The following is a 25,353-nucleotide window of genomic DNA, read 5'->3' as shown; positions in this document are numbered from 1 at the left end:
ACTGTTACAAATAATAAAACAGACCACAAACCGATTGTGGTCTTTTTTTGTGTGCTGACTTTAGTGTTGTGCCTATTTATGGACTTGGTGGCGGCAACTCTTTTTTGTATTGCACTTAATATCCTTGCTGGCATTATCGTTTGGCGAAAAATCGTTGCAGCTCAGCCACAGCAGGGCATTATACTTTTAGAGCCGAATCAATTTCGCTTTGAAGGCTCTGGCAGGCAAATTCAAGGTGTAATTAGTAAACAAAGTCGGTTACTTGGTCAGAGTGTGTGGTTGTATATTAATGGTTTTAGTAAAAACTATTGGCTGATTATTTCAGCCAATAGTGTTGATGAACAAAGCTATGCGCGTTTAAAACGGGCAACGCTTAAAGCAATTAATTACGCGGAGGGGTCAAAATAGTGGGTGTTGGGTTCTCATTTTGCTCTGGATAATCAATGGTAAAGTGTAGTCCACGACTTTCTTTACGTTCCATTGCACTTCTAATTATAAGCTCGGCAACTTGCACCAAATTACGTAATTCAAGTAAGTTATTGCTTACTCTAAAGTTTGCGTAATAATCGTGGATTTCTTGCTGTAGTAACTCAACACGATGCAGCGCACGTTCAAGGCGTTTAGTTGAGCGTACAATCCCCACATAATCCCACATAAACAATCGTAGCTCATGCCAGTTGTGAGTGATGACAATTTCTTCATCTGAATTAGATACACGACTTTCGTCCCAACTAGGTAAATCAACCAGCGCGGGTGCGGTCTCTATTTTACTCAAAATATCTTTTGCTGCTGCATGGGCAAACACAATGCACTCTAATAACGAGTTACTCGCCATGCGGTTAGCACCATGCAGGCCGGTATAAGCCACTTCACCTACAGCGTATAAATTTGCTAAATCCGCTTTGCCGTTAAAGTCGGTCATTACGCCACCACAGGTGTAATGTGCTGCGGGAACGACAGGGATTGCCTCTTTGGTAATATCAAGCCCTACACTCAAGCATTTAGCGTAGATAGTAGGGAAGTGTTCAATAATAAAATCTTTGTCTTTATGGCTAATATCTAAATATAAGCAATTTGCGCCAAGGCGTTTCATTTCAAAGTCGATAGCGCGCGCTACAATATCGCGCGGAGCGAGTTCTTCTCGTTCATCAAACTCTTTCATAAAGCGAGTGCCATCAGGGCGTTTTAAATACGCACCTTCACCACGCATTGCTTCGGTAATTAAAAAGTTTTGTAATTCTGGATGATAAAGACTGGTTGGATGAAATTGATTAAATTCCATGTTAGCAACGCGACACCCTGCACGCCACGCCATTGCAATGCCATCACCACTAGAAACATCAGGGTTAGAGGTGTAAAGGTACACTTTACTTGCACCACCCGTTGCAAGGGCAACAAATTTTGCGCCAATAGTTTCTACTTTTTTGGCTTTTTTATTCCACACATGCATACCGTGAACATGTGACCCCGTTTTACCGATATTTTTATCAGTAATTAAATCAATCGCATTGTAATGCTCTAACAAGGTGATATTGCTATGTGCTTGAACTTGGCTAATTAACGTTGTTTGCACTGCTTTGCCAGTGGCATCGGCAGCATGCAAAATGCGTCGGTGGCTGTGACCCCCTTCGCGGGTTAAATGAAAACGCTCTTTACCTTTACTATCAAATTCCATATCAAAAGGCACGCCTTGGTCAATCAACCATTGTAGGCAGTCATGGGCATTGCTGGCAGTATAATGAACAGCTTCTCTGTCACACAAACCGCCACCGGCATCTAAAGTATCTTCAACGTGAGATTCTATACTGTCATTTTTTTTATCAAAAACAGCGGCAATTCCGCCTTGGGCATAAAGAGTAGAACCTTCGGTTAATTCACCTTTACTGATCACGGTAACGTTACAGTAATTAGCCAAAGATAAAGCAAGTGATAAGCCTGCTGCGCCGCTACCAATAATAGCGACATCGGTAATGTGATGTTTATTTTGGTTCATCTGTGAGGTACTTTGCGGTTACAATGCTCAGATAGAGCAATATTTATTTTTAATACTTATAGTTGTACCATATTTGTTGAACTACTACTAAGTGGTTTTAGCGTATAAACGCGTAATTTGTAGCTATTTTATAAAAAAACAATATGAGTCAGAACTTTTTATTCATCTAAGGGTCAGAGTAGGTGTGAACAATGGCGACACTATGAATAATAAGCAAGAATCAATCAGAGGAGTACCGGCTCGAATGAGCGAGCAGGAATTAGATTTAGCGTTAGTGAAAAGGGTTCAGCAGGGAGATAAAAACGCCTTTAACCTATTAGTTAAGAAGTATCAGAACAAGATTGCCGGTTTGATCTCACGTTATGTATCAAATCAAGGTGACATTGCTGATGTAGCACAAGAAGCGTTTATTAAAGCGTACCGTGCCCTTCCAAACTTTCGTGGTGACAGTGCTTTTTATACTTGGCTTTACCGTATCGCCGTTAATTGTGCTAAAAATTATTTAGTGGCTCAAGGGCGTAAACCGCCAGCAAATGATATAGATGCTGAGGATGCCGAGTTTTATGAAGGTGCAGATTCAATGCGTTCTAACGCGTCACCTGAAAATTTACTATTAAGCGAAGAAGTACGCGCTGTTATTTTTAATACGATTGATAGTTTGCCTGAAGATCTTAAAACCGCGATTACTCTTAGAGAAATTGAGGGTATGAGCTATGAAGAAATAGCCGTGGTGATGGATTGCCCAGTCGGGACGGTACGTTCGCGTATTTTTCGTGCCCGTGAAGCAATTGATAATAAATTAAACCCATTGATAGGCGAGTCTTAGTATGACAAAAGCACACGTTAACCGCTTAGATAACGAATCGTTATCAGCATTACTTGACGGTGAGCAAACTTTAAATGATGCCGCTATTGCATCAGATGATGTTGCTACGTTTGGCCGTTACGCGTTAATCGGTGATGCAATGCGAGCTAAAGAAAATAACAATAATATGGACTTTGATATTAGCGATCGCATTTCGTTAGCACTTGAGAGTGAGCCCGTTTATGCAGACTTTAGCCAGTCTGACAGTGTGGCAACCCCTTCAAGCACCGAAACAGACAACAAAGTAGTGGCGTTTAATTGGCGTAAACCGGTTGCCCAATTGGCAATTGCAGCAAGTGTAGCAATGTTTACTATTGTTGGCGTGAACACCTTACCGCAAGGTGAAGATGCTCCACAAAATGAAATTCCTTTACTGCAAACCACGCCGTTAACCGGCATGGCGTCGCCAGTAAGCTACTCATCAGCACCAGCACTTGATAACGCAGAGCAAGGCTTGCGCGAGCTTCAACAGCAACGCATTGGCGCATTAGTACTTGAACATCAGCGTCAAGCGCGTGTTGCTCATTCGTTAAAAACAGCTAAAACAGATGAAACATCCCCAGAGGAAAAAAACTAATTAGATGAAAGTAATCACTTTTATTATGTCATTGGTGTTAAGTTTTAACACTTTTGCCAATGACACAAACCCCGCTAAAGATTTACTGCTTGAAATGGCCAGTGCAGTTCACACTCGTAATTTCGACGCCTCTTTTGTTGTTGTTAAAGGTAAAAGTATGGAGCCCTACCGCTGGGTGCATGCTAAACAAGGTGATATAGAGCTTGAGCATTTAAGTTTGCTCAATGGCGCTGGCCTTGAAATGATCCGTATTGACGACCAAGTTACCTACTTTGAGCCACAATCAGAACCTTACTCGTTAACAACCGACTCAATTGCAGGTCCCATCCCAGAAGTTTTATTTAAAGATATTAATCGCCTAAGTGCGCATTATGATTTTGTGCTTGGTGGTAAAGGCCGTATTGCGGGGCGTCCTGCTCAGCTGGTTCGAATTGAATCTAAAAACGATGACAAATATAACTATTGGATTTGGATTGATACTGAGTCTTCGTTATTATTAAAAGCCGCTTATGTTAATCATCAAGGCGAAGCACTTGAGCAATTACAACTTACCCATATCAGTGTAACTGAGCAACCGGCAAGCTTATTATTAGAAGTACTTAATCGTAATTTTCCAACCCCATTACCCGCTAATTCAATTGCTGAACAAAGCAAAGCAAATGCCATGAATTGGACTATTGGTTGGCTACCTGAAGGGTTTGAACTACTCAAGTCAGATAGACATAAGCTCGACTTAAACAATGAATTAACAGACTACTATTTATTTTCTGATGGATTCGTTGAGGTATCAGTATTTGTACAACGACCACTACCAGGCAAGCGTTTAAGCGGAGCACTGACCTCGGGTGCAACCACTATATATGTACACAACGGCGGAAATTTTGATGTGTCTGTGGTGGGGAATATCCCAACAACGAGTGCTAAAGCGATTGCAGAGTCGGTATCACGGGCATTATAGAAACTAAATTATGATAGAACAAACGTTAACCGTCGTGGCCCTTAGTGGCCACGTTGCGCATTTAGAAGCCCAACAAAAACAAGCCTGTGAAGGCTGTAATGGACGTTGTGGCTCACAGGTGTTTAGCAAGTTATTTGGTACCGCCAAAAAAACCTTGCCCTATAAATTTGAAACGCAATTAGAGGTGGGGCAAAAAGTGACCCTGTCACTGGATGACAGCCATGTTGTAAAACATGCCTTTGCCGTTTACATGTTGCCCTTGTTTTTGAGTTTAATCTTCGCCTTAATAACCAGTGAATTAATATTATTGGCCGAAGGCTGGCAAATTTTAGCAGCGATATTGGGTGGCATCACCGGCTTTTTAATTGCTAAAACATGGGTAAAATCACTTAGACATGAGATTAAAGTGATAAAAATTCATCCAATTAGTCTCCCTTTAACTCAAATAGATGGTGATTGACGCCAATTAAATGTAAAATTGCGTTTTTATGCCACAGTAACTTGAAAATGCACAGCAAGTATTTTCAAGTTATTTAGGCATGCGACCTTAGTCCTTTAAAATAGAAGTTTAGAATCCAGTTTATGAAGCATATCCGTAATTTTTCGATCATCGCCCACATTGACCATGGTAAATCGACCCTTTCTGACCGTTTGATCCAAGTTTGTGGTGGTTTAACCGACCGTGAAATGCAGAAGCAGGTTCTAGATTCAATGGATATTGAACGTGAACGTGGCATTACCATTAAGGCGCAAAGTGTAACGTTAAACTACAAAGCAAACGATGGTGAAACGTACCAGCTCAACTTTATCGACACTCCTGGGCACGTTGACTTTACTTATGAAGTATCACGCTCACTAGCAGCGTGTGAAGGCGCATTATTGGTTGTTGATGCCGGCCAAGGTGTTGAAGCACAAACATTAGCCAACTGTTACACCGCCATTGAAATGGACTTAGAAGTTATACCGGTTCTGAATAAAATTGATTTACCGCAAGCCGACCCATTACGTGTAGCCGAAGAAATTGAAGACATTATTGGTATTGATGCCCTTGATGCCGTGCAATGTAGCGCCAAAACAGGTGTGGGTATTGCTGAAGTACTTGAAATGATCGTTAAAGATGTACCGCCACCAGTTGGTGATAAAGACGCACCATTACAAGCGCTAATTATCGATTCTTGGTTTGACCCATACCAAGGCGTTGTATCGCTAGTGCGTATCAAACATGGCGAACTTCGCGCGGGTGACAAAATTAAAATCATGTCAAACGAGAACGTACATACCGCAGATCATGTGGGTATTTTTACGCCTAAACAAACTAACACCGGTGTTTTACGCACAGGTGAAGTAGGGTTTGTTATTGCCGGTATTAAAGAAATACACGGTGCACCAGTAGGCGATACTATTACTCATCAAAAAAATGCGGCCCCACTGCGCTTACCTGGTTTTCAGAAAATTAAACCACAAGTCTACGCGGGTATGTTCCCAATTGCGTCAGATGATTACGAGTCGTTCCGCGATGCACTTAACAAACTAAGCTTAAACGATGCGTCGTTATTCTTTGAACCAGAAAACTCAACCGCATTAGGGTTTGGTTTCCGCTGTGGCTTCTTAGGTATGCTGCACATGGAAATTATTCAAGAGCGTTTAGAGCGTGAATACGACATTGATTTAATCACCACAGCACCAACGGTTATTTATGAGGTAGTGACTAAAGAGGGCACTACACAAATAGATAACCCGTCTGACCTACCAGCCGTAAACGATATTTTAGAAATACGTGAGCCAGTAGTAGAAGCAAATATTTTAGTACCACAAGAGTACTTGGGAAGCGTAATCACGTTATGTGTTGATAAGCGCGGTATGCAAACTAAAATGAGCTATCACGGTAAGCAAGTTGCAGTAACGTATGAACTGCCAATGGCTGAAGTGGTAATGGATTTCTTTGATAAGTTAAAATCAACCAGTCGTGGTTTTGCGTCGCTTGATTATAACTTTAAGCACTTCCAAACCTCAGACATGGTACGTGTAGATATACTTATTAATGGCGAGCGTGTCGATGCTCTAGCTATTATTGTACACCGCGAAAGCGCGCAGTCTCGTGGTCGTCAGCTTGCTGATGCGTTAAAAGAGCTTATACCGCGTCAAATGTTTGATATTGCGATTCAGGCAGCAATTGGTCAGCATGTAATCGCCCGTACAACTGTAAAGCAACTACGTAAAAACGTAATCGCGAAGTGTTACGGTGGTGACGTGAGTCGTAAGAAAAAATTACTTCAAAAACAAAAAGATGGTAAAAAGCGAATGAAGCAACTTGGTAACGTTGAAGTGCCTCAAGAAGCGTTCTTAGCCATTTTAAAAGTTGGTAAATAAAAATAAAGGATAATAAATGGCTGGCTACTTTTCAGTTTTATTGGTGTTATTAACCTTAGGCTCAGGCCTAATATGGTTAATAGATCACTTAATGTTTGCCCCTAAAAGGCAGGAGCGTTTGGCAATTGCACAAACTTCTGCCGGTGGCCAACTTGATGAAGAAACAGCAGCATTGATTGCGCCTGAGCCAGTCATTACTGAAACAGCAAAGTCGATTTTTCCGATGATTGCTGCTATCACTATTTTTAGATCGTTTATTTTTGAGCCGTTTCAGATCCCATCGGGTTCAATGATGCCAACCTTATTAGTAGGCGATTTTATTTTAGTGCAAAAGTATTCTTATGGAATTAAAGACCCAGTATGGCGCAGCCAGTTAGTGGATGTGAGCGAACCAGAGCGTGGCGATATTGTTGTTTTTAAATACCCATTAGATGAAAGAGTTGATTATATTAAACGTGCTATAGGCTTACCTGGCGATAAAATTGTTTACCGCGATAAGCGTTTATATATTCAACCAAAATGTGAAGAAGGCGAAGTTCAAAAAGGCGCGTTTCTTTGCAACGAATTCAATAAAATTGATTTTAAATTAATTAATGATGATGAATTTATGCAAGGCCCAATGGCTTTAGCGCGTTTAAATGAAGATTTAACTACGTCTAGCCATGATATTTTAATTAACCCAAAATCGCCTGAACGAAAAGGGCGTTACTACCAGCAATTGGGCACTCCTGCGGATGAATGGGTGGTGCCTGCTGATCATTACTTTATGATGGGTGACAATCGCGATAACAGCCAAGATAGTCGCTTTTGGGGCTTTGTACCAAAAGAAAACTTGGTGGGTAAAGCTGTCTTTATATGGATGAGTTTTGAATTTGATAATGGCCCAGATGACATTTTACCAGGATGGGTTCCAACTGGTGTTCGTTTTGAACGCCTAGGTAATATTCAGTAACAATGAAAAAAAATGTAACAGAGTTATACAAAAGAATTGGCTACACATTTGCTGATCAAGGCCTACTTGAGCAAGCAATGACGCACCGCAGCCATAAAGGTCAACACAACGAGCGACTCGAATTTTTGGGCGACTCGATTTTGAGCTTTGTAATTGCCAATGCCTTGTACGCTAAATTTCCTAAAGCACGTGAAGGCGATTTAAGCCGCATGCGTTCGACTTTAGTTCGCGGCCAGACGTTAGCTGAATTTGGCCTTGAGTTTGAGCTAGGTGATTACCTACGTTTAGGCCCAGGCGAGCTAAAAAGTGGCGGATTTAGACGCGAGTCGACCCTTGCAGATGCAGTTGAAGCCATAATTGGTGCTGTATTTTTAGATTCAGACATTGATCGCTGCGGCGAGCTTATTTTAGCGTGGTACGAATCACGTTTAGATGCTATTTCACCAGGGCTTAATCAAAAAGATCCTAAGACCCTGCTGCAAGAGTATTTGCAAGCTCGTAAGCTATCATTACCTGGCTATACTGTAGTAGATACTAAAGGTCAGGCACACAATCAAACATTCACGGTTGAATGTATCGTTGATGGAATGGATAGCATTATTTCTGTTGGCAGCTCAAGGCGTAAAGCCGAACAAAAAGCGGCCGAAAAAGCATTGAAGATACTTAAAAATGAATCTTGATACCTTAATACAGCCTCATGAAGGCGAAATAGACACATTTTGTGGCATGGTTGCGATTGTTGGCCGTCCTAATGTGGGTAAATCAACCTTGCTTAATGAAATTATTGAGCAAAAAGTCAGTATTACCTCACGTAAGCCACAAACCACGCGCCATCGTATTATGGGTATTCATACTGAGGGTAAACACCAAGCGGTGTACGTAGATACCCCAGGTCTTCACGTTGAAGAAAAACGCGCCATTAACCGTTTAATGAACCGTGCAGCGTCGAGCTCAATTGGCGATGTTGAACTGATTATTTTTGTTGTTGAAGGCACTCATTGGAATGCCGATGACGAGATGGTACTTAACAAAGTGAGCCAAAGTGGCAAGCCGGTATTGTTAGTTATTAACAAAATTGACCAGGTAAAAGATCGTGACCTTGTACTACCACATATGAAGTGGTTAGGCGATAAGTTTGATTTTATAGGCATTATGCCTGTATCTGCGACTCAGGGTAAAAACATTAACCTGATCAAAGATGAAGTGACTAAACGTTTACCGCCGTGCGAATTTTATTTTCCGGATGACTACGTTACTGACCGCTCAATGCGCTTTATGGCTGCTGAAGTGATCCGTGAAAAGCTTATGCGCTTTATGGGTGAGGAACTACCTTACTCAGTGACTGTGGAAATAGAGCAGTTTAAATGGCAAGAAAACGGTATTTGGCACATCAATGGTCTTATTTTGGTTGAGCGTGAAACGCAAAAGCGCATGGTTATCGGTAACAAAGGCGAAAAGCTAAAAGTGATCGGCCGTGAAGCGCGTAAAGACCTAGAAGAAATGCTTGAAAATAAAGTATTTTTAGAACTATGGGTTAAAGTAAAATCGGGCTGGGCTGACGATGAGCGTGCCTTAAGAAGCTTAGGCTACGGTGAAGATTAATAAGTATCGAATAGCCTAATATGGACAGCGACTTTTACAAAGCCTATTTATTACATCGACGTCCCTATAGTGACTCGCAAGTAATGTTAGATATGCTGGTAGAAGGCGTTGGCCAGCTTAGAATGCTCGCACGAGTTAGTGGCCGCCAGGCCACTAAACATAAAGCCCAATTACAACCATTTCAATCCTTACTCGTCCATTACAACGGCAAATACGATTTAAAATATATTAATAAATTTGAGCTCTACGGCAACCCGTTATTTCTAACTGGTGATAAGCTTTATTGTGGCTTTTATTTAAATGAGCTAACTAATCGCATTGTGCCGATTAATGAGCCCATTGATCAAGTTTTTCAACTTTATAAAACACACCTAGAAAACCTTAATAGCGGTAGTGACATGCAAGCGGTACTGCGTTCTTATGAATTTCAACTGTTAGAGCTGCTAGGATATGGAGTCGATTTTAGTTTTGACGCTGACGGTGAGCCAATTGACGAGGCACAAACGTATAGCTACTTCGCAGAAGTAGGGTTTTCGGTGCAACATGACACGCGTTCTGGATTTACCGGTTCACAACTTAATGCCATAGCAAATCATGACTTTAGCCAAGCGGATGTGTTATATATGGCAAAGCAATTAAGTCGTTATTTATTAAAGCCATTATTGGGCAATAAGCCATTAAAAAGTCGTGAGTTATTTATTAGCTCTCAATAAACAAATTTCACAGGTACAAACATGAAAGATATTCTTCTAGGCGTGAACGTAGATCATATTGCAACGCTTCGCCAAGCTCGAGGTACTTCTTACCCAGATCCAGCCCATGCAGCCAGTGTTGCAGAACATGCCGGTGCAGATGGCATTACGATTCATTTACGTGAAGACCGCAGACACATTCAAGATCGCGACGTGTATGTGATGGCTAAAACCATTCAAACACGTATGAACCTTGAAACCGCAGTAACCGATGAAATGATTGCGATTGCACTTGAGGTTAAACCTGAATATGTTTGCTTAGTACCAGAAAAACGTGAAGAGCTTACTACCGAAGGTGGCTTAGATGTAGCGGGTAATATTGATAAAATAGCCGCAGCGACTAAAACCCTAACGCAAGCCGGTATTAAAGTATCACTGTTTATAGATGCTGATAAAGCGCAGTTAGATGCGGCAAAAACCTGTGGTGCACCTTATGTTGAAATTCATACTGGGGCCTATGCAGATGCAACTAATGATGAAGACACCGCAAAAGAGCTTGAGCACATCCGCCAAGGCGTTAAGTATGCAGCGAGTATTGGCTTAATTGTTAATGCCGGCCATGGTTTGCATTATCACAACGTGAAGCCAATTGCTGCGATGCCAGAGATTTATGAGCTTAATATTGGTCACGCTATTATTGCCCGTGCAGCGATTGATGGTTTAGACAAAGCGGTGCGTGACATGAAACGCTTAATGCTTGAAGCACGCGCTTAGAATCATAAAAAACAACATCAAAGACGAGCTTATTTATTAGTGATATCAATTTTGGCATCAACAAGTAAGTTTTCCAGCTCGTCTTGAAGTTCATACAGTTCGGGCTCTATATTATCAAGTACGCATTCATTTTTTAGTGATGTTTCGATCGTTTCAGCTAAGGTTTTTAGCTTTGGTACGCCGGTGTAGCAACACGCTCCATGAAACTTATGGATCACGCTGAGTACTTGATGGCAATCATTACTGACGATTGCTTGATTTAATAAGTTTAGGGTTTCGGGCACGCTTAATAACAGCATATTAAGCATCTCATTGGCTAATTCGGGTTTACCGCCTGCACGTTGCAGCGCCAACGTCCAATCAAGCCGAGTGCTATCAAAAGGCGCGGTGCTATGTTCAAATGTGCTTTTTGACTTATCACGGCTTACAGGTAACTGCGGGCTATGATCGCAAATAATTTGATTGAGCATATCTTCGTCAATTGGCTTAGTTAAATAGCCTTCAAAACCATCTTTTAATAATTGTTCTTTTTCACTATTAAGTGCATGCGCAGTTACGGCAATAATAGGTGTATCTTCATTTAAAGATGACTCTTTAATGAGTTTACAGGCTGTAATGCCGTCCATTATCGGCATTTGAATATCCATAAAAATCACATCATATTTATGACTTTTACTTAAGCTGTAAGCTTGTGAACCATTATGGGCAGTATCAATCAATTCAACCTGTTCATTTAGTAGGGTGTATATTAATTTTAAATTAGCGTCGTTATCATCTACCACTAATACCTTTAATGGCAGTAGAGTTTGTTCATGCTGATCTATGTTATGCGCCGGGTGATCAAGTCGATATGGTGCGGCTAATAACTCACATAATTTACGATGGTTGAGCGGTTTACTTAAACAGGCATCTGCGCCGCTGCCTATAAAAGCTTCACGCATATTATGCGATACAGTATTAAGCATTAAATATAAATAATCGGTTGATTCCCTAACCGTTTTTACATAGCTTTTTAAGCGCTGCATATCGTCAACCGATGCCATGTGACCAATAAGGCATATATCAAAATTAATCTCTGATTTCTCGATACACTCTAAAAATTCACTTTCGCTATGACATGGGGTGACGCTGATTTTCCACTCTTGTAATAATGAAAGTACGGCATGATGAGTATGTTTATGTGGCTCTAAGTAAAGCACACGCTTACCAATTAATGACTGGGTAGGCAAATCGTTGGTGAATACGTGGTTTGGTAATCTAAATACGCCATTAAAAGTAAAGCATGTGCCACTACCTGGAGCTGAATTTAAGGTAATACGGCCATTCATTGCCTCAACAATATGTTTAGTAATAATAAGCCCTAAGCCAGTGCCACCAAATTTGCGGGTGATACTGGAGTCGGCTTGACCAAAGGCGGTAAATAACGCGTCTTGTTTATCGGCAGGAATGCCCACCCCGGTGTCAGCAACCGACACTAAAATGGACGTGCGCTCCTCATCTAATAAACGATGGCTAATATCGACTTTAATCGCACCTTTTTCAGTAAACTTAATCGCGTTACTTAACAAGTTAATAAGCACTTGTTTAAACCGTGTGGGGTCACCGGTTAAGTGATCGGGCACCTGAGGATTTATATAAATAGAGAGCTCAAGTTGTTTGTCGTGAGCGCTAGGTGCCAGTAATGTCATCACTTCGTTTACGCTGTCGCGTAATTGAAATTGAATCGATTCAAGCTCCATAGCGCCTGCTTCTAATTTGGAGAAATCTAATATATCACTAATAATGGTCAGTAAGCTGTTTGCTGAGAGCTCAATGGTATCAAGGTAATCTTTTTGATTTTTATTTAGCGGTGTTTTATAAAGCTGGCGAGTAAAGCCAATTACCCCGTTAAGTGGTGTACGCAATTCATGACTCATTTTTGCTAAAAAGTCAGACTTAACGCGGTTAGCATCTTGGGCTTCTTTTTTAGCCATAGTGAGCTGTATATTTTGCGTTTCGTATTGTTCAAGTGTTTCGCGGTAATCGCTAGTTGCTTGATCAATATTTTTTTGCATTTCGTCTTTTTGCATCACCATAGAGTGGGAGATGGTATTGAGTCCTTCACGCAATAGTTCAAACTCACCATTCATGGGCTCAGTTAACCCTGTTTGTCTTTTCCCTTCAATTAACCTGTCGGTAGCAAGTACTAACTTATTTAGCGGTGTCATAAACATACGGCTAAGTTTTAGTGCTAAAATAGCTGCTAATACTAAGGCAAAGATAATAATAATACCGCTAACTAATAATGCGCGTTGCTGACCAATAACGGCCTTGTCGCGATTAAGTTGGATCACCACGGTACCTAATGTGGTTTGAAACTCAGAAGTATTCCAGTCGCTATTGGGTGTTGTATGGTTAATGATAGGGGTAAAGAAAGTCACTAATTCTTCAGTTTGCTGAACATGTGTGGCTTTAAAGCTGTCAATTTGTGTTTGCTCAATTAAGGTATCGAACGAGCGATGATAATTACTGGTTATAATAAGTTGGTTGTTATCATTAAAAATAGCAATTGATTTAACCGCTGGTGAGTGTTTGTTGTGTGTATAACGAATAACACGGTTAAGTAGTTTTTTATTTTTTTCCAGTAAAGGTTGTTCAAGAGCAATCGCTAAAGGCTCAGAAATTGTTGTGCCTTGTTGATATAAAATTTCATCAAGCTCAATGTAACGATTTATTGTAAAATAACCACCTAGTAATAGCCCAATGATCACTGTGGGGATCAGGGTGAGTGTTAAAACAGAATCGCGCAAGCCTAGTTTGGTCATAATCTGAGCATTATTATCATTTTTATTAAATGTGAGTATATACATACTCATAGCTATTCTCAAAGTAGAGACGTAATTCATCAACCTTTAAGGTAATGCCTCATGGCACAAATATTTAAAGCAAAGAAAAAACCACTACAACAGCAATCGCTTGAACTCGATATTACAGCAATGGATCACCATGGCCGTGGTATTGCTAAGTACAATAATAAAGTGTGTTTTGTTAGTGGAGCATTACCTGGTGAGCGAGTAAAAGCTAAGTTGGTTGATGATAAAGCACGTTACAGCCAAGCTGATACGCTTAAAATAATTAAAGCTAGTGAATATCGCACAGCGCCTATTTGTGAACACTACAGCCAATGCGGTGGTTGCCAGCTACAGCATTTAGATACCACACAACAGGTAATTGAAAAGCAAGCTGCGGTGAATCAATTATTTGCCAAGTTTGCAAAATTAACCGATTTAAACTGGCAAGCCCCGCTGCAAAGCCAAGCAACTCATTATCGACGCAGTGCTCGGGTTGCTGTTATGTTCGACAAGGCCGCAAAAAAAATGCGGGTAGGCTATAGGGCACGTGGCTCTAAAAGCATTGTTAGTATTAATCAGTGCCCAGTATTAAGTGACGTATTTGCCGATGTATTTAATGTATTTGATAAAGTCATTAATCAACACAAGACGCTGCACAGTATTAGTCATTTACAGTTATGTGCCGCTGATGAACAATATTTTATTGTTATTCGTCATACCAAAGCGATTTCGCCCACAGATAAAGCGTTTGTTGAGCAAAGTGTAACAGCTCATAATTGGCAATTAGTGTGGCAAAGTGACAGTGACACCATTGATCATTCACATTTAGCTATGCCATTTTATAAGCTTGAACAGCTAAATATAACGTTTGAGTTTGGGCTCAGTAACTTTATCCAGGTTAACGCGAGTGTAAATCAAGCGATGTTAATTCAAGCTGCAAAGTGGTTAGCACTTCAAGGCGATGAAAATGTTCTGGATTTATTTTGTGGTATTGGTAACTTCTCTTTAGTGCTAGCCAAACAGGCTAAAACAGTAACGGGAATTGAAGGCGTGGCTTCGGCGGTTGCATTAGCAACGCAAAATGCGCACACTAACTCTATTACTAATACTCAGTTTCATTGCTTTGATTTAACCACTAGCATTAAAAAAGCGCCATGGTTTAATAAAGAATTAGATGTTTTAGTGCTCGACCCCTCACGCACTGGTGCTATGGCAGTTTTAGAACAGCTTCCATTAACGCAGTTTAAAGCGATTTTATATGTCTCTTGCGACCCTGTTACTTTAGCCCGTGACAGCGCTATTATTTCGCAAGCCGGCTTTGAGTTGAATAAAATAGGGCTAATGAATATGTTTCCTCACACGGGGCATATCGAAACTATGGCGTTATTTCAACGGAGGTAAAGCGCATTATGGTAGCGACACGTCAATCTCATCAACATGATAAAGCGGGTGATTTTTTTTCACGCGTAGAATCTCTTGGTTTGTCACAAGAAAAAATCAGCTTACTCAACAAGGCGCAGCAGCTTTGCCAAGCTTGTGATAACAGCGAGCGACAAAATACCGCCATAGAAATGGTGGAGATTTTAGTTGAGCTAAATTTAGATGCTGACTCTTTAGCCACCGCCTACTTAACGCCTTATTATTTAAATGATGTAGTGAGCATTGATGCGGTAGAAGAGCATTTAGGTAACCATGTTGCAGTGCTGCTTACAGGTGTGTCACAAATGGCGACCATTAGCACCTTAGCTCACCAAGGTAACGGTACAGTTCAGGTTGATAATATTCGCCGGATGCTGCTTGCCATGGTGGAAGATGTGCGCGCTGTGGTAATTAAATTAGCCGAGCAGGTTTGCCATTTACGCAACGTAAAAGACGCCGCAGAAGAAGAGCGGGTAGTTGCCGCCAAAGAAACCGCTGATATATTTGCACCGCTTGCGAATCGTCTTGGTATTGGCCAATTAAAATGGGAGCTAGAGGATTTAGCTTTTCGGTATTTGCATCCCGATATTTATAAAAACATTGCTAAGCAACTTGATGATAAGCGCCTTGCCCGTGAAGCGTATATGGCTGATATGGTTGAGCAAGTAAAACAACGTCTCCATGAAGCGGGTATTAAAGCTGAGGTGTACGGCAGGCCAAAGCATATCTACAGCATTTATAAAAAAATGGCGAAAAAGAACTACGAGTTTGATCAGCTGTTTGACATACGCGCTATGCGAATTGTGGTTGAACGATTACAAGATTGCTACGGCGCCCTAGGCATAGTGCATACTAATTGGCGTCATTTAAATAAAGAGTTTGACGATTACGTTGCAACCCCAAAACAAAATGGCTATCAGTCTATTCATACGGTTGTGTTTGGCCCTGAGGGTAAAACCGTTGAAATTCAAATACGAACTCATGATATGCATCAAGATGCTGAGTTAGGTGTTGCTGCGCATTGGATGTACAAAGAAGGCGCATTACCAGGGCGTGGTTCAGGCTATGAGCAAAAAATTAGCTGGTTACGTAAGTTACTGCAATGGCAAGAAGAAGTGGTTGATGGCAGTGATTTAGCACAAGAGCTTAAAAACCAAGTGGTTGAAGACCGCGTCTATGTATTTACCCCTCGTGGAGATATCTTTGACTTACCGCTAGGGGCAACACCTCTTGATTTTGCTTACTACATTCACTCCAATGTAGGGCATAGATGTATTGGTGCAAAAATATTTGGCAAAATAGTGCCATTTACTCATCAGTTAAGCACTGGTGACCAAGTTGAAATATTAACCCAAAAGCAGCCAAACCCAAGCCGTGATTGGTTAAACCCGTCGCTGGGTTATATTAAATCGTCTCGCGCTAGAGCCAAAATCCACCATTGGTTTAAACAGCTCGACCGCGATAAAAATTTAAGCGCGGGTAAAGAGATTCTTGATAACGAGTTACAAAAATTAGAGCTAACTTATAAAGATTTAGATCCCGCTATAAAGCGGTTTAACTTTAGAGAGCTTGATGACTTAATGGTCGCCATTGGCGCAGGCGATATTCGCCTTAACCAAATGCTTAACTTTATTACCGACAGAACAGAGCATGAGCCGGTAATTCGTTTCAAATCGCCTAGTAAAGTGACTGGTGACAAAAACGGTATTGTGGTGGATGGGGTCGGTAGTTTAATGAGCCATGTTGCTCGTTGTTGTCGCCCAGTACCTGGGGATGAAATTATTGGGTATATTACTCAAGGGCGCGGTATTGCGGTGCACCGAGAGGATTGTGATTCGTTTAGTAATTTAAAAAACAAGCACCCCGAGCGTGTTATTTCAGTGAGTTGGTCAGACGATATTAGTAGCTCTTACGCCTTAACTATTCGTATTGAGGCCAGTGATCGTTCTGGCTTAATTCGTGATATTAGTTCTGCTTTGGCGAATGAAAAAGTCAATGTGCTCAATATGAATGTCAACACGGTTGATAGCACTCAAACGGCTATTTTTGTGATGCAAATAGAAGTGCATGACTTACAAGGCACAAATAAAGTGCTTTCTAAGTTACACCAGATAGAAGGGGTGCACAGTGCAAAACGAGGGCAGTAATCAGGCTAATAATGAGGCTTTAAGCCAACTGCTGGAAATAATGCAAACACTGAGAAACCCTGAGGGTGGATGCCCTTGGGATCTCAAGCAAACGTTTGCGTCAATCGTGCCGCATACGCTTGAAGAAGCTTACGAAGTAGCTGATTGTATTGAAACGAATAATTTAAGCGATTTAAAAAATGAGTTAGGCGATTTACTTTTTCAAATCGTGTTTTATGCGCAATTAGCACAAGAGCAGCAATTATTTAATTTTAACGATGTAGTGGCACAGTTAAATGAAAAGTTGGTGCGTCGTCATCCGCATGTATTTTCAGCGCAAGACACACCTAAAACCGATGCCGAATTAGCTGCGCAGTGGCAAGCAATAAAAGCACAAGAGCGTGCGGCTAAACCCCAAGGTCAAAGCTCAGTACTTTGGCAAGATATACCAAACAGTTTACCTAGCTTAACAAAAGCTAAAAAAATTCAACAACGTGTAGCCGCTTTAGGTTTTGATTGGCCTACTTATCATGGAGCTATAGATAAAGTGAGTGAAGAGGTTGAAGAAGTGAAAGAAGCCTTAGCTCATGACCCATACTCAGATCATACAGCAGAAGAGCTAGGTGATTTGCTGTTTGCTACCGTTAATGTAGCGCGCCATGTTAAACGCGACCCCGAACAACTGCTTCGCAGTGCCAACGATAAGTTTTCTGCACGGTTTGAAAAGGTACAAAACTACTTAATTGCACAGGGTAAATGTATTGATTCTGCGTCTTTAGAGGAAATGGATGCAGCATGGGGTGCGATAAAAAAACTAAATAAATAGGGACATAAAAAATGTTTGTTTTTTGTGCACAGATTTACCAATTTTAGCTGGATTGCTTAGCTATGTTTTGGTACAATTTCGCCCCGTCTTGTTTATATTCCAAAATCACTTGTTTGGGTATTATATTCCTTTTAATTCCTGATATTCTAGGGTTCGCATGAGTACAAAATTTATCTTCGTTACTGGCGGAGTTGTTTCTTCGTTGGGTAAAGGTATTGCAGCAGCATCGTTGGCCGCTATTTTAGAGGCCCGTGGCTTAGATGTTACCATTTTAAAGCTGGATCCTTACATCAACGTTGACCCAGGCACAATGAGCCCAATTCAACACGGTGAAGTATACGTTACCGAAGACGGCGCAGAAACGGACCTTGATTTAGGTCACTACGAACGTTTTATTCGCACCAAAATGACCAGCCGTAATAACTTTACGCAAGGGCGCGTATATGAAGATGTACTACGTCGTGAAAGACGTGGCGAATATCTTGGCGCAACAATTCAAGTTATTCCTCATATCACTAATGATATTAAGCAACGTGTTTATGATGGCGCAGAAGGCCATGATATAGCAATCGTTGAAATTGGTGGTACGGTAGGCGATATTGAGTCACAACCATTTATCGAAGCTATTCGTCAAATGGGCACAGAGATTGGTCGTGAACGTGCGCTATTTATTCACTTAACGCTAGTGCCATTCTTAGGCCCTGCCGGTGAAGTGAAAACAAAACCAACTCAGCACTCAGTTAAAGAGTTACGCTCAGTCGGTATTCAACCAGATATTCTTATTTGTCGCTCAGACCGTAAGCTGCCAAATAACGAGCGTGCAAAAATTGCATTGTTCACAAACGTTGAAGAAAAAGCCGTTATTTCACTGCCTGATGTAGACAGTATTTATAAAATCCCTGCGTTATTAAAGTCGCAAGAGTTAGACAACTTTGTATGTCGTCGTTTCCATTTAGACGCGCCTGAGGCTGATTTAGCTGAGTGGGAACAAGTATTGTATCAAGAGTCTAACCCAACGGGTGAAGTGACAATTGGTATGGTTGGTAAATACATTGAATTACCGGATGCATACAAATCAGTAAACGAAGCATTAAAACATGCAGGATTAAAAAATCGTTTAACTATTAATATTCAATACGTTGATTCACAAGATTTAGAAACCAAAGGAACGGACGTTCTTTCTCGCTTAGATGCTATTTTAGTACCGGGTGGTTTTGGCGGTCGTGGTGTTGAAGGTAAGATTTTAGCGGCTAAATATGCTCGTGAAAACAAAGTGCCTTACTTAGGTATTTGTTTAGGTATGCAGGTTGCACTTATTGAATACGCACGAAATGTTGCCGGTTTAGTTGATGCAAACTCAACTGAATTTAACGCAAACTCAGACTCGCCAGTGGTTGGTTTAATCACTGAGTGGTTAGATGCTGAAGGTAATGTTGAATTACGTGACGAAAAATCTGATTTAGGTGGCACTATGCGTTTAGGCGCACAAAAATGCCATTTAACGCCTGGCTCTAAAGTACACGAAGTGTATGGCAGCGACGAAATTGTTGAACGTCACCGTCACCGTTACGAAGTTAATAACAACTTCGTTGCACAGCTTGAACAAGCAGGTTTAAGCTTTACTGGTTTATCTGAAGATAAAAAACTAGTAGAGATTATTGAAAATAAAGATCACCCTTGGTTTATTGCAGCGCAATTCCACCCGGAATTCACTTCAACGCCACGCGATGGTCATCCGCTATTTGAAGGGTTTGTAGCTGCGGCTCATACCTACCAAAAAGCGTCTTCGTAATTTAAAAAAGGCTGTGCATATTGCGCGGCCTTTTTTGTTTCTAAGGCTGGCCTAGGTTAGCCGTACTCACCATTTTGGGAATATAGAGGAATCAAGATGTCAGAAATCGTAAAAGTAATCGGTCGTGAAATTATGGACTCGCGTGGTAACCCAACTGTAGAAGCTGAGGTATATTTAGCTGATGGTTCATGGGGCCGTGCTGCTGCACCATCAGGTGCATCTACAGGAACTCGCGAAGCATTAGAATTACGTGATGGTGATAAAACTCGTTATTTAGGTAAAGGCGTATTAAAAGCGGTTGGCTTTATTAATAATGAAATTGCAGCAGCACTGAAAGGTCAAAATGCACTTGCTCAAAGTGATGTAGACCAAGTAATGCTTGATTTAGATGGTACTGAAAATAAAGAAAAACTAGGTGCTAATGCTATTTTAGCGGTTTCGCTTGCCAACGCAAAAGCGGCAGCACAATCTAAAAAAGTAGAGCTTTACGAGCATATTGCGGACTTAAATGGCACGCCAGGTGTTTACTCTATGCCACTACCAATGATGAACATCATCAATGGCGGTGAGCATGCTGATAACTCAGTGGATATTCAAGAATTTATGGTTCAGCCAGTGGGTGCTACTAACTTCCGTGAAGCATTACGTATGGGTGCTGAAGTATTCCATAGTCTGGCTAAAGTACTTAAAGCAGATGGTCATTCAACAGCTGTTGGTGACGAAGGCGGTTTTGCACCAAACCTTGCCTCTAACGAAGCAGCACTTGCAGCAATTAAAGTGGCTGTTGCAAATGCTGGTTATGAGCTTGGTAAAGATATTACCCTTGCACTTGATTGTGCTGCCTCTGAGTTTTATGACAAAGAAGCAAATATCTACGACCTTAAAGGTGAAGGTAAAAAGTTTACCTCTGAAGAGTTTAACTACTTCTTAAAAGACTTAACTGAGCAATACCCAATTGTATCAATTGAAGATGGCTTAGATGAGTCTGATTGGGATGGCTTTGCACATCAAACTAAACTAATGGGCGATAAAGTTCAATTAGTGGGTGATGACTTATTCGTAACCAATACTAAGATTTTAAAACGTGGTATCGATAATGGTATTGCTAACTCAATCTTAATTAAATTTAACCAAATTGGTTCACTAACAGAAACGTTAGCGGCAATCAAAATGGCGAAAGATGCTGGTTTTACAGTGGTTATTTCTCATCGCTCTGGTGAAACTGAAGATGCAACCATTGCTGATTTAGCGGTTGGTACAGCTGCAGGCCAGATCAAAACAGGTTCATTAAGCCGTTCAGACCGTGTTGCTAAGTACAACCAATTGCTTCGTATTGAAGAGCAATTAGGCGCTAAAGCACCGTACAATGGTTTAAAAGAAGTTAAAGGTCAGTAATTTTTTAGGTTCTGATATTTAAGATTATAAAAATCCTCGCTTAGGCGGGGATTTTTTGTAAAAAATAGCAAAAAAGAGACAAAGGAACGGGCTACGAGCATCGAGCTACGGGCGTTAAGCAAGCAGTGCGAATGTCTAAGTTAAACAAGCCAAACGTTAATTACTTTTCATCAATTAAAGCTGAAATTGCTGCTTTAAAATTTCACCGGTAAAACTGGTTTTTAAATAAAAGCCACGCGGCAGGGTTTTAATTATTTTCCCGTTTGGGCCTATAGCGTCGGTAACAATATGGCTATTCGCTGCTTTTGGCCGTATTTGCATTACATCCCCTAAATGTCCTGATATTTCATCTACCCGGCCAAGGGCTATCAGCTCCATTTGCTCTTCCCAGTCACGCTGTAATTGTGCATCTTGTACCGCACTAGGTTGCCATAAAAAGCCACTGCCTATGGTTCTATCAAACGGGGCAATATCGCGCTCACTTAAAATAGGTAGCCATAAAACATGATTCAACTTTTTACGTACGCTACTTGTGTGCCAGATCATACCGGTTACATTCATTAGTGGGGTAACCGACACAAACGTGGTTTCTAATGGTTTGCCTTTATATGAAATGGGCAATGTTTTGAGCTCTATACCTAAATCTTCAAAGTCGGGGAGCGGTTTTGAACCGGCCGTTGCGCCTAATACATATTCAATCAGTTGACCCGTCCAGCCTTTTTCACGTAACAAATCATCAGGTGTTTTAAAATGATACTGCTGTGCTAACTGGCCAAGTGTAAGCCCTGCAATATTATTGACACGTTGCATTAGTTGATTAATTGAATGAGGTTTTAAAGGTTGCATACTGTTAATTTAGTTGAATAAATACCAGTGTCATGATAGCAAATTAGCTTGGTAGTGGATATCTTTAGCGGTTGGTTGATTTTTGTACGCGGTGTGGTTGGTGCAATTTTATGCACTGCTTTAAAACTATAGTTTTAGATAAGCAGCTGAAATATATTGTTTTTTTTGTTTTTAGTGTTCAGTTTTAATTAAGGTCTATAATTGTTGTAAGGATAAATACAGATGTATAAACATGTTTATCCACAGATTCTGTGGAGAACATCACTTTTTTGATCTTGTATTGTGGATTTGTTTGCTAAATGAGCGTGTTTTATGAAAGTTATGCACAAGCTGTGAGTAACCAACACAAACCGTGTGGTTTTTATGTATTAATTCATGCCAGAGCTGTTTGTTATTAATATGCAACGGATTTCGTCATTAATTTACCTTGCGCGAAGGCGTTCACGAGGCTTGCGCGTAATAGTATTTGCCGTATTACAACTAATGTGGAACAATCATAAAAAATCGACTTACAAATGAGGCACTAAGGTGATTGATGCCGAAGGTTTTCGTGCCAATGTCGGAATTGTGATTTGCAATAATCAGGGGCAAGTGTTTTGGGCCAGACGTTATGGTCAACATTCTTGGCAATTTCCCCAAGGTGGTGTTGATGATGGTGAAACACCAGAACAAACTATGTACCGTGAATTACACGAAGAAGTAGGTTTGCGACCAGAAGATGTAGAAATAGTTGCAAGCTCAAAACATTGGTTACGCTATAAATTACCCAAACGATTAATCCGCCGCGATTCAAGTCCGGTGTGTATTGGGCAAAAACAAAAATGGTTTTTACTAAAACTGCGCTGTAAAGATGAAGATGTTAACTTACTGAAAACCCATCATCCTGAATTTGATGATTGGCGATGGGTAAGTTATTGGTATCCGGTTAGACAGGTTGTGTCGTTTAAACGGGACGTTTATCGACGTGTTATGAAGGAGTTTGCTCCCTTTGCTATGCCCTTTAATAAGCGAGAGCAACAAAAAGATCACTGGCGAAATAAAAGGTAGTTTTACATAAAAAGGAGCAGTGTATGCTGGCAACACTCAGAGCGATAGCTGAGTCTGTTTCGCAACAAGCGAATTTAGACGGTGCGTTAGTGTGCTTTGTGAAAATGGTAAAAGATGCCATGAATACCCAGTGCTGCTCCATTTATTTTGCTGATTACAGCCAAGACAACTTTGTACTGATGGCCACTGAAGGTTTAAACCCTGATGCTGTGGGCAAATTTCGGATAGGCTTTACCGAAGGACTTGTAGGGCTTGTTGCTCAACGTGAAGAAGCAATTAACATTGCCTTTGCAAAATCGCATCCTCGTTTCAAACTTTCCCCAGAAGTTAACGAAGAAGGCTATAACGCTTTTTTATCTGTGCCTGTTGTTCATCAAAAAAAAGTTTTAGGTGTTATTGTTGTCCAACAAAAAATGGCGCGGGTATTTTCTCAAGATGAAGAGTCGTTTTTAATAACGCTTTCTGCGCAGTTAGCTTCGCAATTAGCCCATGCCGAAATAAAAGAAGTTTTGCGCCAAGATGAGTCTTCCCATCAAACGTCTGTATTAAAAGGCGTCTCTAGTGCACCAGGGATCAGCATAGGTAAAGCATTTGTTGTTATTCCTAAACTTAACTTTAAGTCTATAGAGCTTACTAAAAATAGCGATGTTAATGAACAGCGGCGTTTATTCACCCAAGCGGTTGCTGCAACCCGTAAAGAGTTTAGTACCTTATCGATGACATTAAGCGACACCATACCGCAAGAAGCGCTGGCTGTATTTGATGTATATCAGCAATTATTAGATGCTAAAAGTTTAGGTCATAATGTAGAAGCGCAATTACAAGAGGGGTGGTGTGCAAAAAGTGCATTAAAAATTGTGATTGAACGTTTAGTTGCGCAGTTTAACGAAATGCAAGACCCTTACATTAAAGAGCGTGCAGTTGATGTAAAAGACATTGGCTTACGGGTGCTGCATCATTTAGTGAATACCGAGCACGCAATAAAAGACTACCCTGAAAACACCATTTTAATAGCGCATACATTAACCCCTGCGATGTTAGCAGAGGTGCCCAATGAGCGTTTAGCTGGGGTTGTGAGCATTAATGGTTCAGCTAATAGCCACGCTTCTATTTTAACCCGTGCTATGGGTGTGCCTGCGATTTGGGGTATTGAAGATTTACCGCTATTGCAGTTTGATAGCAAAGAAATGATTTTAGATGCCTTTTCTGGGCGTTTATATATTTCGCCTTCGCAAATGCTTATTGATGAGTATACCGAGTTACAATACCAAGATAACTTGCTTAACAATCGATTTTTAGAAGAACAAGCACTGCCAGCAATCACGTTAGACGGCGAGCATATTAGTTTATTGCTTAATGCAGGGCTTGAGCTTAATACCCAACAAAATAGTGCCCATATTTGTGATGGTGTTGGCCTTTACAGAACCGAAGCGTGGTTTATGCAAAAGGGGCAGTTTCCTTCGCAACAAGAACAGGAAAAGTGGTACCGCGAAGTACTTAGCAGCTATTATCCTAATCCGGTGGTTATGCGTACCTTAGATATTGGTGGCGACAAAGTTTTAGATTATTTTAATATCACCGAAGAAAACCCATTTTTAGGATGGCGTGGTATTAGAATTAGCTTAGACCACCCCGAGCTTTTTTTAGATCAACTCAAAGCGATGTTAAAAGCCAATATTGGCTTAGGTAATTTAAAAATAATGTTACCGATGATCAGTGGCACTGATGAAGTTGAAGAGTCACTGGCACTGTTTAATCAAGCTTATTATGAATTAAGCGAAGCATTTCCAGAGCAACTAATAGAAAAGCCAGATATTGGCATTATGCTTGAGGTACCTTCGAGTGTATTTATGCTACCAGAGTGGTCTAGAAAAGTTGATTTTTGCTCAGTCGGTAGTAACGACTTAACTCAATACTTATTAGCCGTAGACAGGGCAAATGCACGTGTAGCCGATTTGTTTAATCCTTATCACCCCGCGGTATTGCGCGTACTAAATAATATTGCCATTGAGTGTGAGCATTACGAATTGCCTTTTAGTTTATGTGGGGAGCTTGGCGGCGACCCCGAAGGCGCAATATTACTGATTGCTATGGGTTATAGGCGTTTAAGCATGAATTTATCGTCACTAAATAAAGTGAAATGGGTGCTAAGACGCTTAAATGTAAGCGATATGGAACAATTACTAAGTGAATGTTTAGCACAGCCTAACGCTAAACAAGTACTAAGGTTAACCCGTAATTTTATGATAGAGCATCAGCTAGGTAATTTATTTTATACACCTAAATGA

The 25,353-nt window shown here is 40.8% G+C and carries 21 protein-coding genes; 18 read left to right on the top strand and 3 right to left on the bottom strand.

What is annotated here, in order from left to right; translation table 11 throughout:
* Positions 1-51: 51 nt before the first annotated feature.
* On the top strand, positions 52-408 hold the full coding sequence (locus tag BW139_RS00595) for a hypothetical protein (RefSeq protein WP_076918462.1): 357 nt from the start codon (positions 52-54) through the stop codon (positions 406-408).
* Here the strand turns inward: BW139_RS00595 and nadB are convergent.
* Entirely contained in the window at positions 383-1,993 is a 1,611-nt protein-coding gene (gene nadB / locus BW139_RS00590; protein WP_008111751.1) for an L-aspartate oxidase, read from the bottom strand. The two genes, BW139_RS00595 and nadB, sit on opposite strands and share 26 nt — an antisense overlap.
* 244 nt (positions 1,994-2,237) lie before the next feature.
* Between nadB and rpoE the strand changes: the two genes are divergently transcribed.
* The 10 genes from rpoE (at position 2,238) to pdxJ (ending at position 10,783) form a co-directional block, all read left to right on the top strand.
* Positions 2,238-2,819, top strand: a complete 582-nt coding sequence (gene rpoE / locus BW139_RS00585) for an RNA polymerase sigma factor RpoE (protein WP_008111753.1) — start codon at positions 2,238-2,240, stop codon at positions 2,817-2,819.
* A gap of 1 nt (position 2,820) precedes the next feature.
* Positions 2,821-3,435, top strand: coding sequence for a sigma-E factor negative regulatory protein (locus BW139_RS00580; protein WP_008111755.1), 615 nt, complete (start codon positions 2,821-2,823; stop codon positions 3,433-3,435).
* Positions 3,436-3,439: 4 nt separating this feature from the next.
* Positions 3,440-4,393 (top strand): MucB/RseB C-terminal domain-containing protein, encoded by a 954-nt coding sequence (locus tag BW139_RS00575; protein ID WP_008111756.1) that lies wholly within the window; start codon positions 3,440-3,442, stop codon positions 4,391-4,393.
* 10 nt (positions 4,394-4,403) lie between these two features.
* A complete protein-coding gene (locus BW139_RS00570) occupies positions 4,404-4,853 on the top strand; it encodes a SoxR reducing system RseC family protein (protein ID WP_008111758.1) in 450 nt (149 codons plus the stop codon).
* A gap of 122 nt (positions 4,854-4,975) precedes the next feature.
* A complete protein-coding gene (lepA, locus tag BW139_RS00565) occupies positions 4,976-6,763 on the top strand; it encodes a translation elongation factor 4 (protein ID WP_008111760.1) in 1,788 nt (595 codons plus the stop codon).
* A gap of 16 nt (positions 6,764-6,779) precedes the next feature.
* A complete protein-coding gene (gene lepB, locus BW139_RS00560) occupies positions 6,780-7,715 on the top strand; it encodes a signal peptidase I (RefSeq protein ID WP_008111762.1) in 936 nt (311 codons plus the stop codon).
* A gap of 2 nt (positions 7,716-7,717) precedes the next feature.
* Entirely contained in the window at positions 7,718-8,395 is a 678-nt protein-coding gene (gene rnc / locus BW139_RS00555; RefSeq protein WP_008466504.1) for a ribonuclease III, read from the top strand.
* The gene (gene era / locus BW139_RS00550) at positions 8,385-9,317 is read left to right on the top strand and encodes a GTPase Era (RefSeq protein WP_008111765.1); all 933 of its coding nucleotides are present in this window, start codon (positions 8,385-8,387) and stop codon (positions 9,315-9,317) included. The genes rnc and era overlap by 11 nt, the downstream gene beginning before the upstream one ends.
* A 20-nt stretch (positions 9,318-9,337) precedes the next feature.
* Positions 9,338-10,030, top strand: coding sequence for a DNA repair protein RecO (gene recO / locus BW139_RS00545; protein ID WP_076918313.1), 693 nt, complete (start codon positions 9,338-9,340; stop codon positions 10,028-10,030).
* Positions 10,031-10,051: 21 nt separating this feature from the next.
* Entirely contained in the window at positions 10,052-10,783 is a 732-nt protein-coding gene (gene pdxJ / locus BW139_RS00540; RefSeq protein WP_008111769.1) for a pyridoxine 5'-phosphate synthase, read from the top strand.
* Between the two features lie 29 nt (positions 10,784-10,812).
* Here pdxJ and barA read toward each other — a convergent pair whose 3' ends face one another.
* On the bottom strand, positions 10,813-13,587 hold the full coding sequence (gene barA / locus BW139_RS00535) for a two-component sensor histidine kinase BarA (protein WP_175611388.1): 2,775 nt from the start codon (positions 13,585-13,587) through the stop codon (positions 10,813-10,815).
* Between the two features lie 102 nt (positions 13,588-13,689).
* Here barA and rlmD point away from each other — a divergent pair, with 102 nt between their 5' ends.
* The 5 genes from rlmD to eno all read left to right on the top strand — a co-directional run bounded on the left by rlmD (position 13,690) and on the right by eno (position 21,172).
* A complete protein-coding gene (gene rlmD / locus BW139_RS00530) occupies positions 13,690-15,015 on the top strand; it encodes a 23S rRNA (uracil(1939)-C(5))-methyltransferase RlmD (RefSeq protein ID WP_076918311.1) in 1,326 nt (441 codons plus the stop codon).
* A gap of 8 nt (positions 15,016-15,023) precedes the next feature.
* On the top strand, positions 15,024-17,180 hold the full coding sequence (relA, locus tag BW139_RS00525; protein WP_076918310.1) for a GTP diphosphokinase: 2,157 nt from the start codon (positions 15,024-15,026) through the stop codon (positions 17,178-17,180).
* Positions 17,161-17,985, top strand: a complete 825-nt coding sequence (gene mazG / locus BW139_RS00520) for a nucleoside triphosphate pyrophosphohydrolase (RefSeq protein ID WP_076918309.1) — start codon at positions 17,161-17,163, stop codon at positions 17,983-17,985. Before relA ends, mazG begins: the two co-directional genes overlap by 20 nt.
* 157 nt (positions 17,986-18,142) lie before the next feature.
* The gene (locus BW139_RS00515; protein ID WP_076918308.1) at positions 18,143-19,777 is read left to right on the top strand and encodes a CTP synthase; all 1,635 of its coding nucleotides are present in this window, start codon (positions 18,143-18,145) and stop codon (positions 19,775-19,777) included.
* Between the two features lie 96 nt (positions 19,778-19,873).
* A complete protein-coding gene (gene eno, locus BW139_RS00510) occupies positions 19,874-21,172 on the top strand; it encodes a phosphopyruvate hydratase (RefSeq protein WP_064663056.1) in 1,299 nt (432 codons plus the stop codon).
* Between the two features lie 174 nt (positions 21,173-21,346).
* Here the strand turns inward: eno and mutH are convergent, their stop codons facing one another.
* Entirely contained in the window at positions 21,347-22,018 is a 672-nt protein-coding gene (gene mutH, locus BW139_RS00505; protein ID WP_076918307.1) for a DNA mismatch repair endonuclease MutH, read from the bottom strand.
* A gap of 528 nt (positions 22,019-22,546) precedes the next feature.
* Between mutH and rppH the strand changes: the two genes are divergently transcribed.
* On the top strand, positions 22,547-23,065 hold the full coding sequence (rppH, locus tag BW139_RS00500) for an RNA pyrophosphohydrolase (protein ID WP_008111786.1): 519 nt from the start codon (positions 22,547-22,549) through the stop codon (positions 23,063-23,065).
* 23 nt (positions 23,066-23,088) lie between these two features.
* Positions 23,089-25,353 (top strand): phosphoenolpyruvate--protein phosphotransferase, encoded by a 2,265-nt coding sequence (ptsP, locus tag BW139_RS00495; RefSeq protein WP_076918306.1) that lies wholly within the window; start codon positions 23,089-23,091, stop codon positions 25,351-25,353.

The organism is Pseudoalteromonas sp. SK18, from assembly GCF_001974855.1.
Taxonomy (GTDB): domain Bacteria; phylum Pseudomonadota; class Gammaproteobacteria; order Enterobacterales; family Alteromonadaceae; genus Pseudoalteromonas.
The sequence above is the reverse complement of the archived record's forward strand: the minus strand, read 5'-3'. Positions and strand labels throughout refer to the sequence as shown.

Coding starts and splice junctions, on each gene's coding strand:
- nadB (WP_008111751.1), bottom strand. CDS start 1,993: ATGAACCAAAATAAACATCACATTACCGATGTCGCTATTATTGGTAGC.
- rpoE (WP_008111753.1), top strand. CDS start 2,238: ATGAGCGAGCAGGAATTAGATTTAGCGTTAGTGAAAAGGGTTCAGCAG.
- BW139_RS00580 (WP_008111755.1), top strand. CDS start 2,821: ATGACAAAAGCACACGTTAACCGCTTAGATAACGAATCGTTATCAGCA.
- BW139_RS00575 (WP_008111756.1), top strand. CDS start 3,440: ATGAAAGTAATCACTTTTATTATGTCATTGGTGTTAAGTTTTAACACT.
- BW139_RS00570 (WP_008111758.1), top strand. CDS start 4,404: ATGATAGAACAAACGTTAACCGTCGTGGCCCTTAGTGGCCACGTTGCG.
- lepA (WP_008111760.1), top strand. CDS start 4,976: ATGAAGCATATCCGTAATTTTTCGATCATCGCCCACATTGACCATGGT.
- lepB (WP_008111762.1), top strand. CDS start 6,780: ATGGCTGGCTACTTTTCAGTTTTATTGGTGTTATTAACCTTAGGCTCA.
- rnc (WP_008466504.1), top strand. CDS start 7,718: ATGAAAAAAAATGTAACAGAGTTATACAAAAGAATTGGCTACACATTT.
- era (WP_008111765.1), top strand. CDS start 8,385: ATGAATCTTGATACCTTAATACAGCCTCATGAAGGCGAAATAGACACA.
- recO (WP_076918313.1), top strand. CDS start 9,338: ATGGACAGCGACTTTTACAAAGCCTATTTATTACATCGACGTCCCTAT.
- pdxJ (WP_008111769.1), top strand. CDS start 10,052: ATGAAAGATATTCTTCTAGGCGTGAACGTAGATCATATTGCAACGCTT.
- barA (WP_175611388.1), bottom strand. CDS start 13,587: ATGACCAAACTAGGCTTGCGCGATTCTGTTTTAACACTCACCCTGATC.
- rlmD (WP_076918311.1), top strand. CDS start 13,690: ATGGCACAAATATTTAAAGCAAAGAAAAAACCACTACAACAGCAATCG.
- relA (WP_076918310.1), top strand. CDS start 15,024: ATGGTAGCGACACGTCAATCTCATCAACATGATAAAGCGGGTGATTTT.
- BW139_RS00515 (WP_076918308.1), top strand. CDS start 18,143: ATGAGTACAAAATTTATCTTCGTTACTGGCGGAGTTGTTTCTTCGTTG.
- eno (WP_064663056.1), top strand. CDS start 19,874: ATGTCAGAAATCGTAAAAGTAATCGGTCGTGAAATTATGGACTCGCGT.
- mutH (WP_076918307.1), bottom strand. CDS start 22,018: ATGCAACCTTTAAAACCTCATTCAATTAATCAACTAATGCAACGTGTC.
- ptsP (WP_076918306.1), top strand. CDS start 23,089: ATGCTGGCAACACTCAGAGCGATAGCTGAGTCTGTTTCGCAACAAGCG.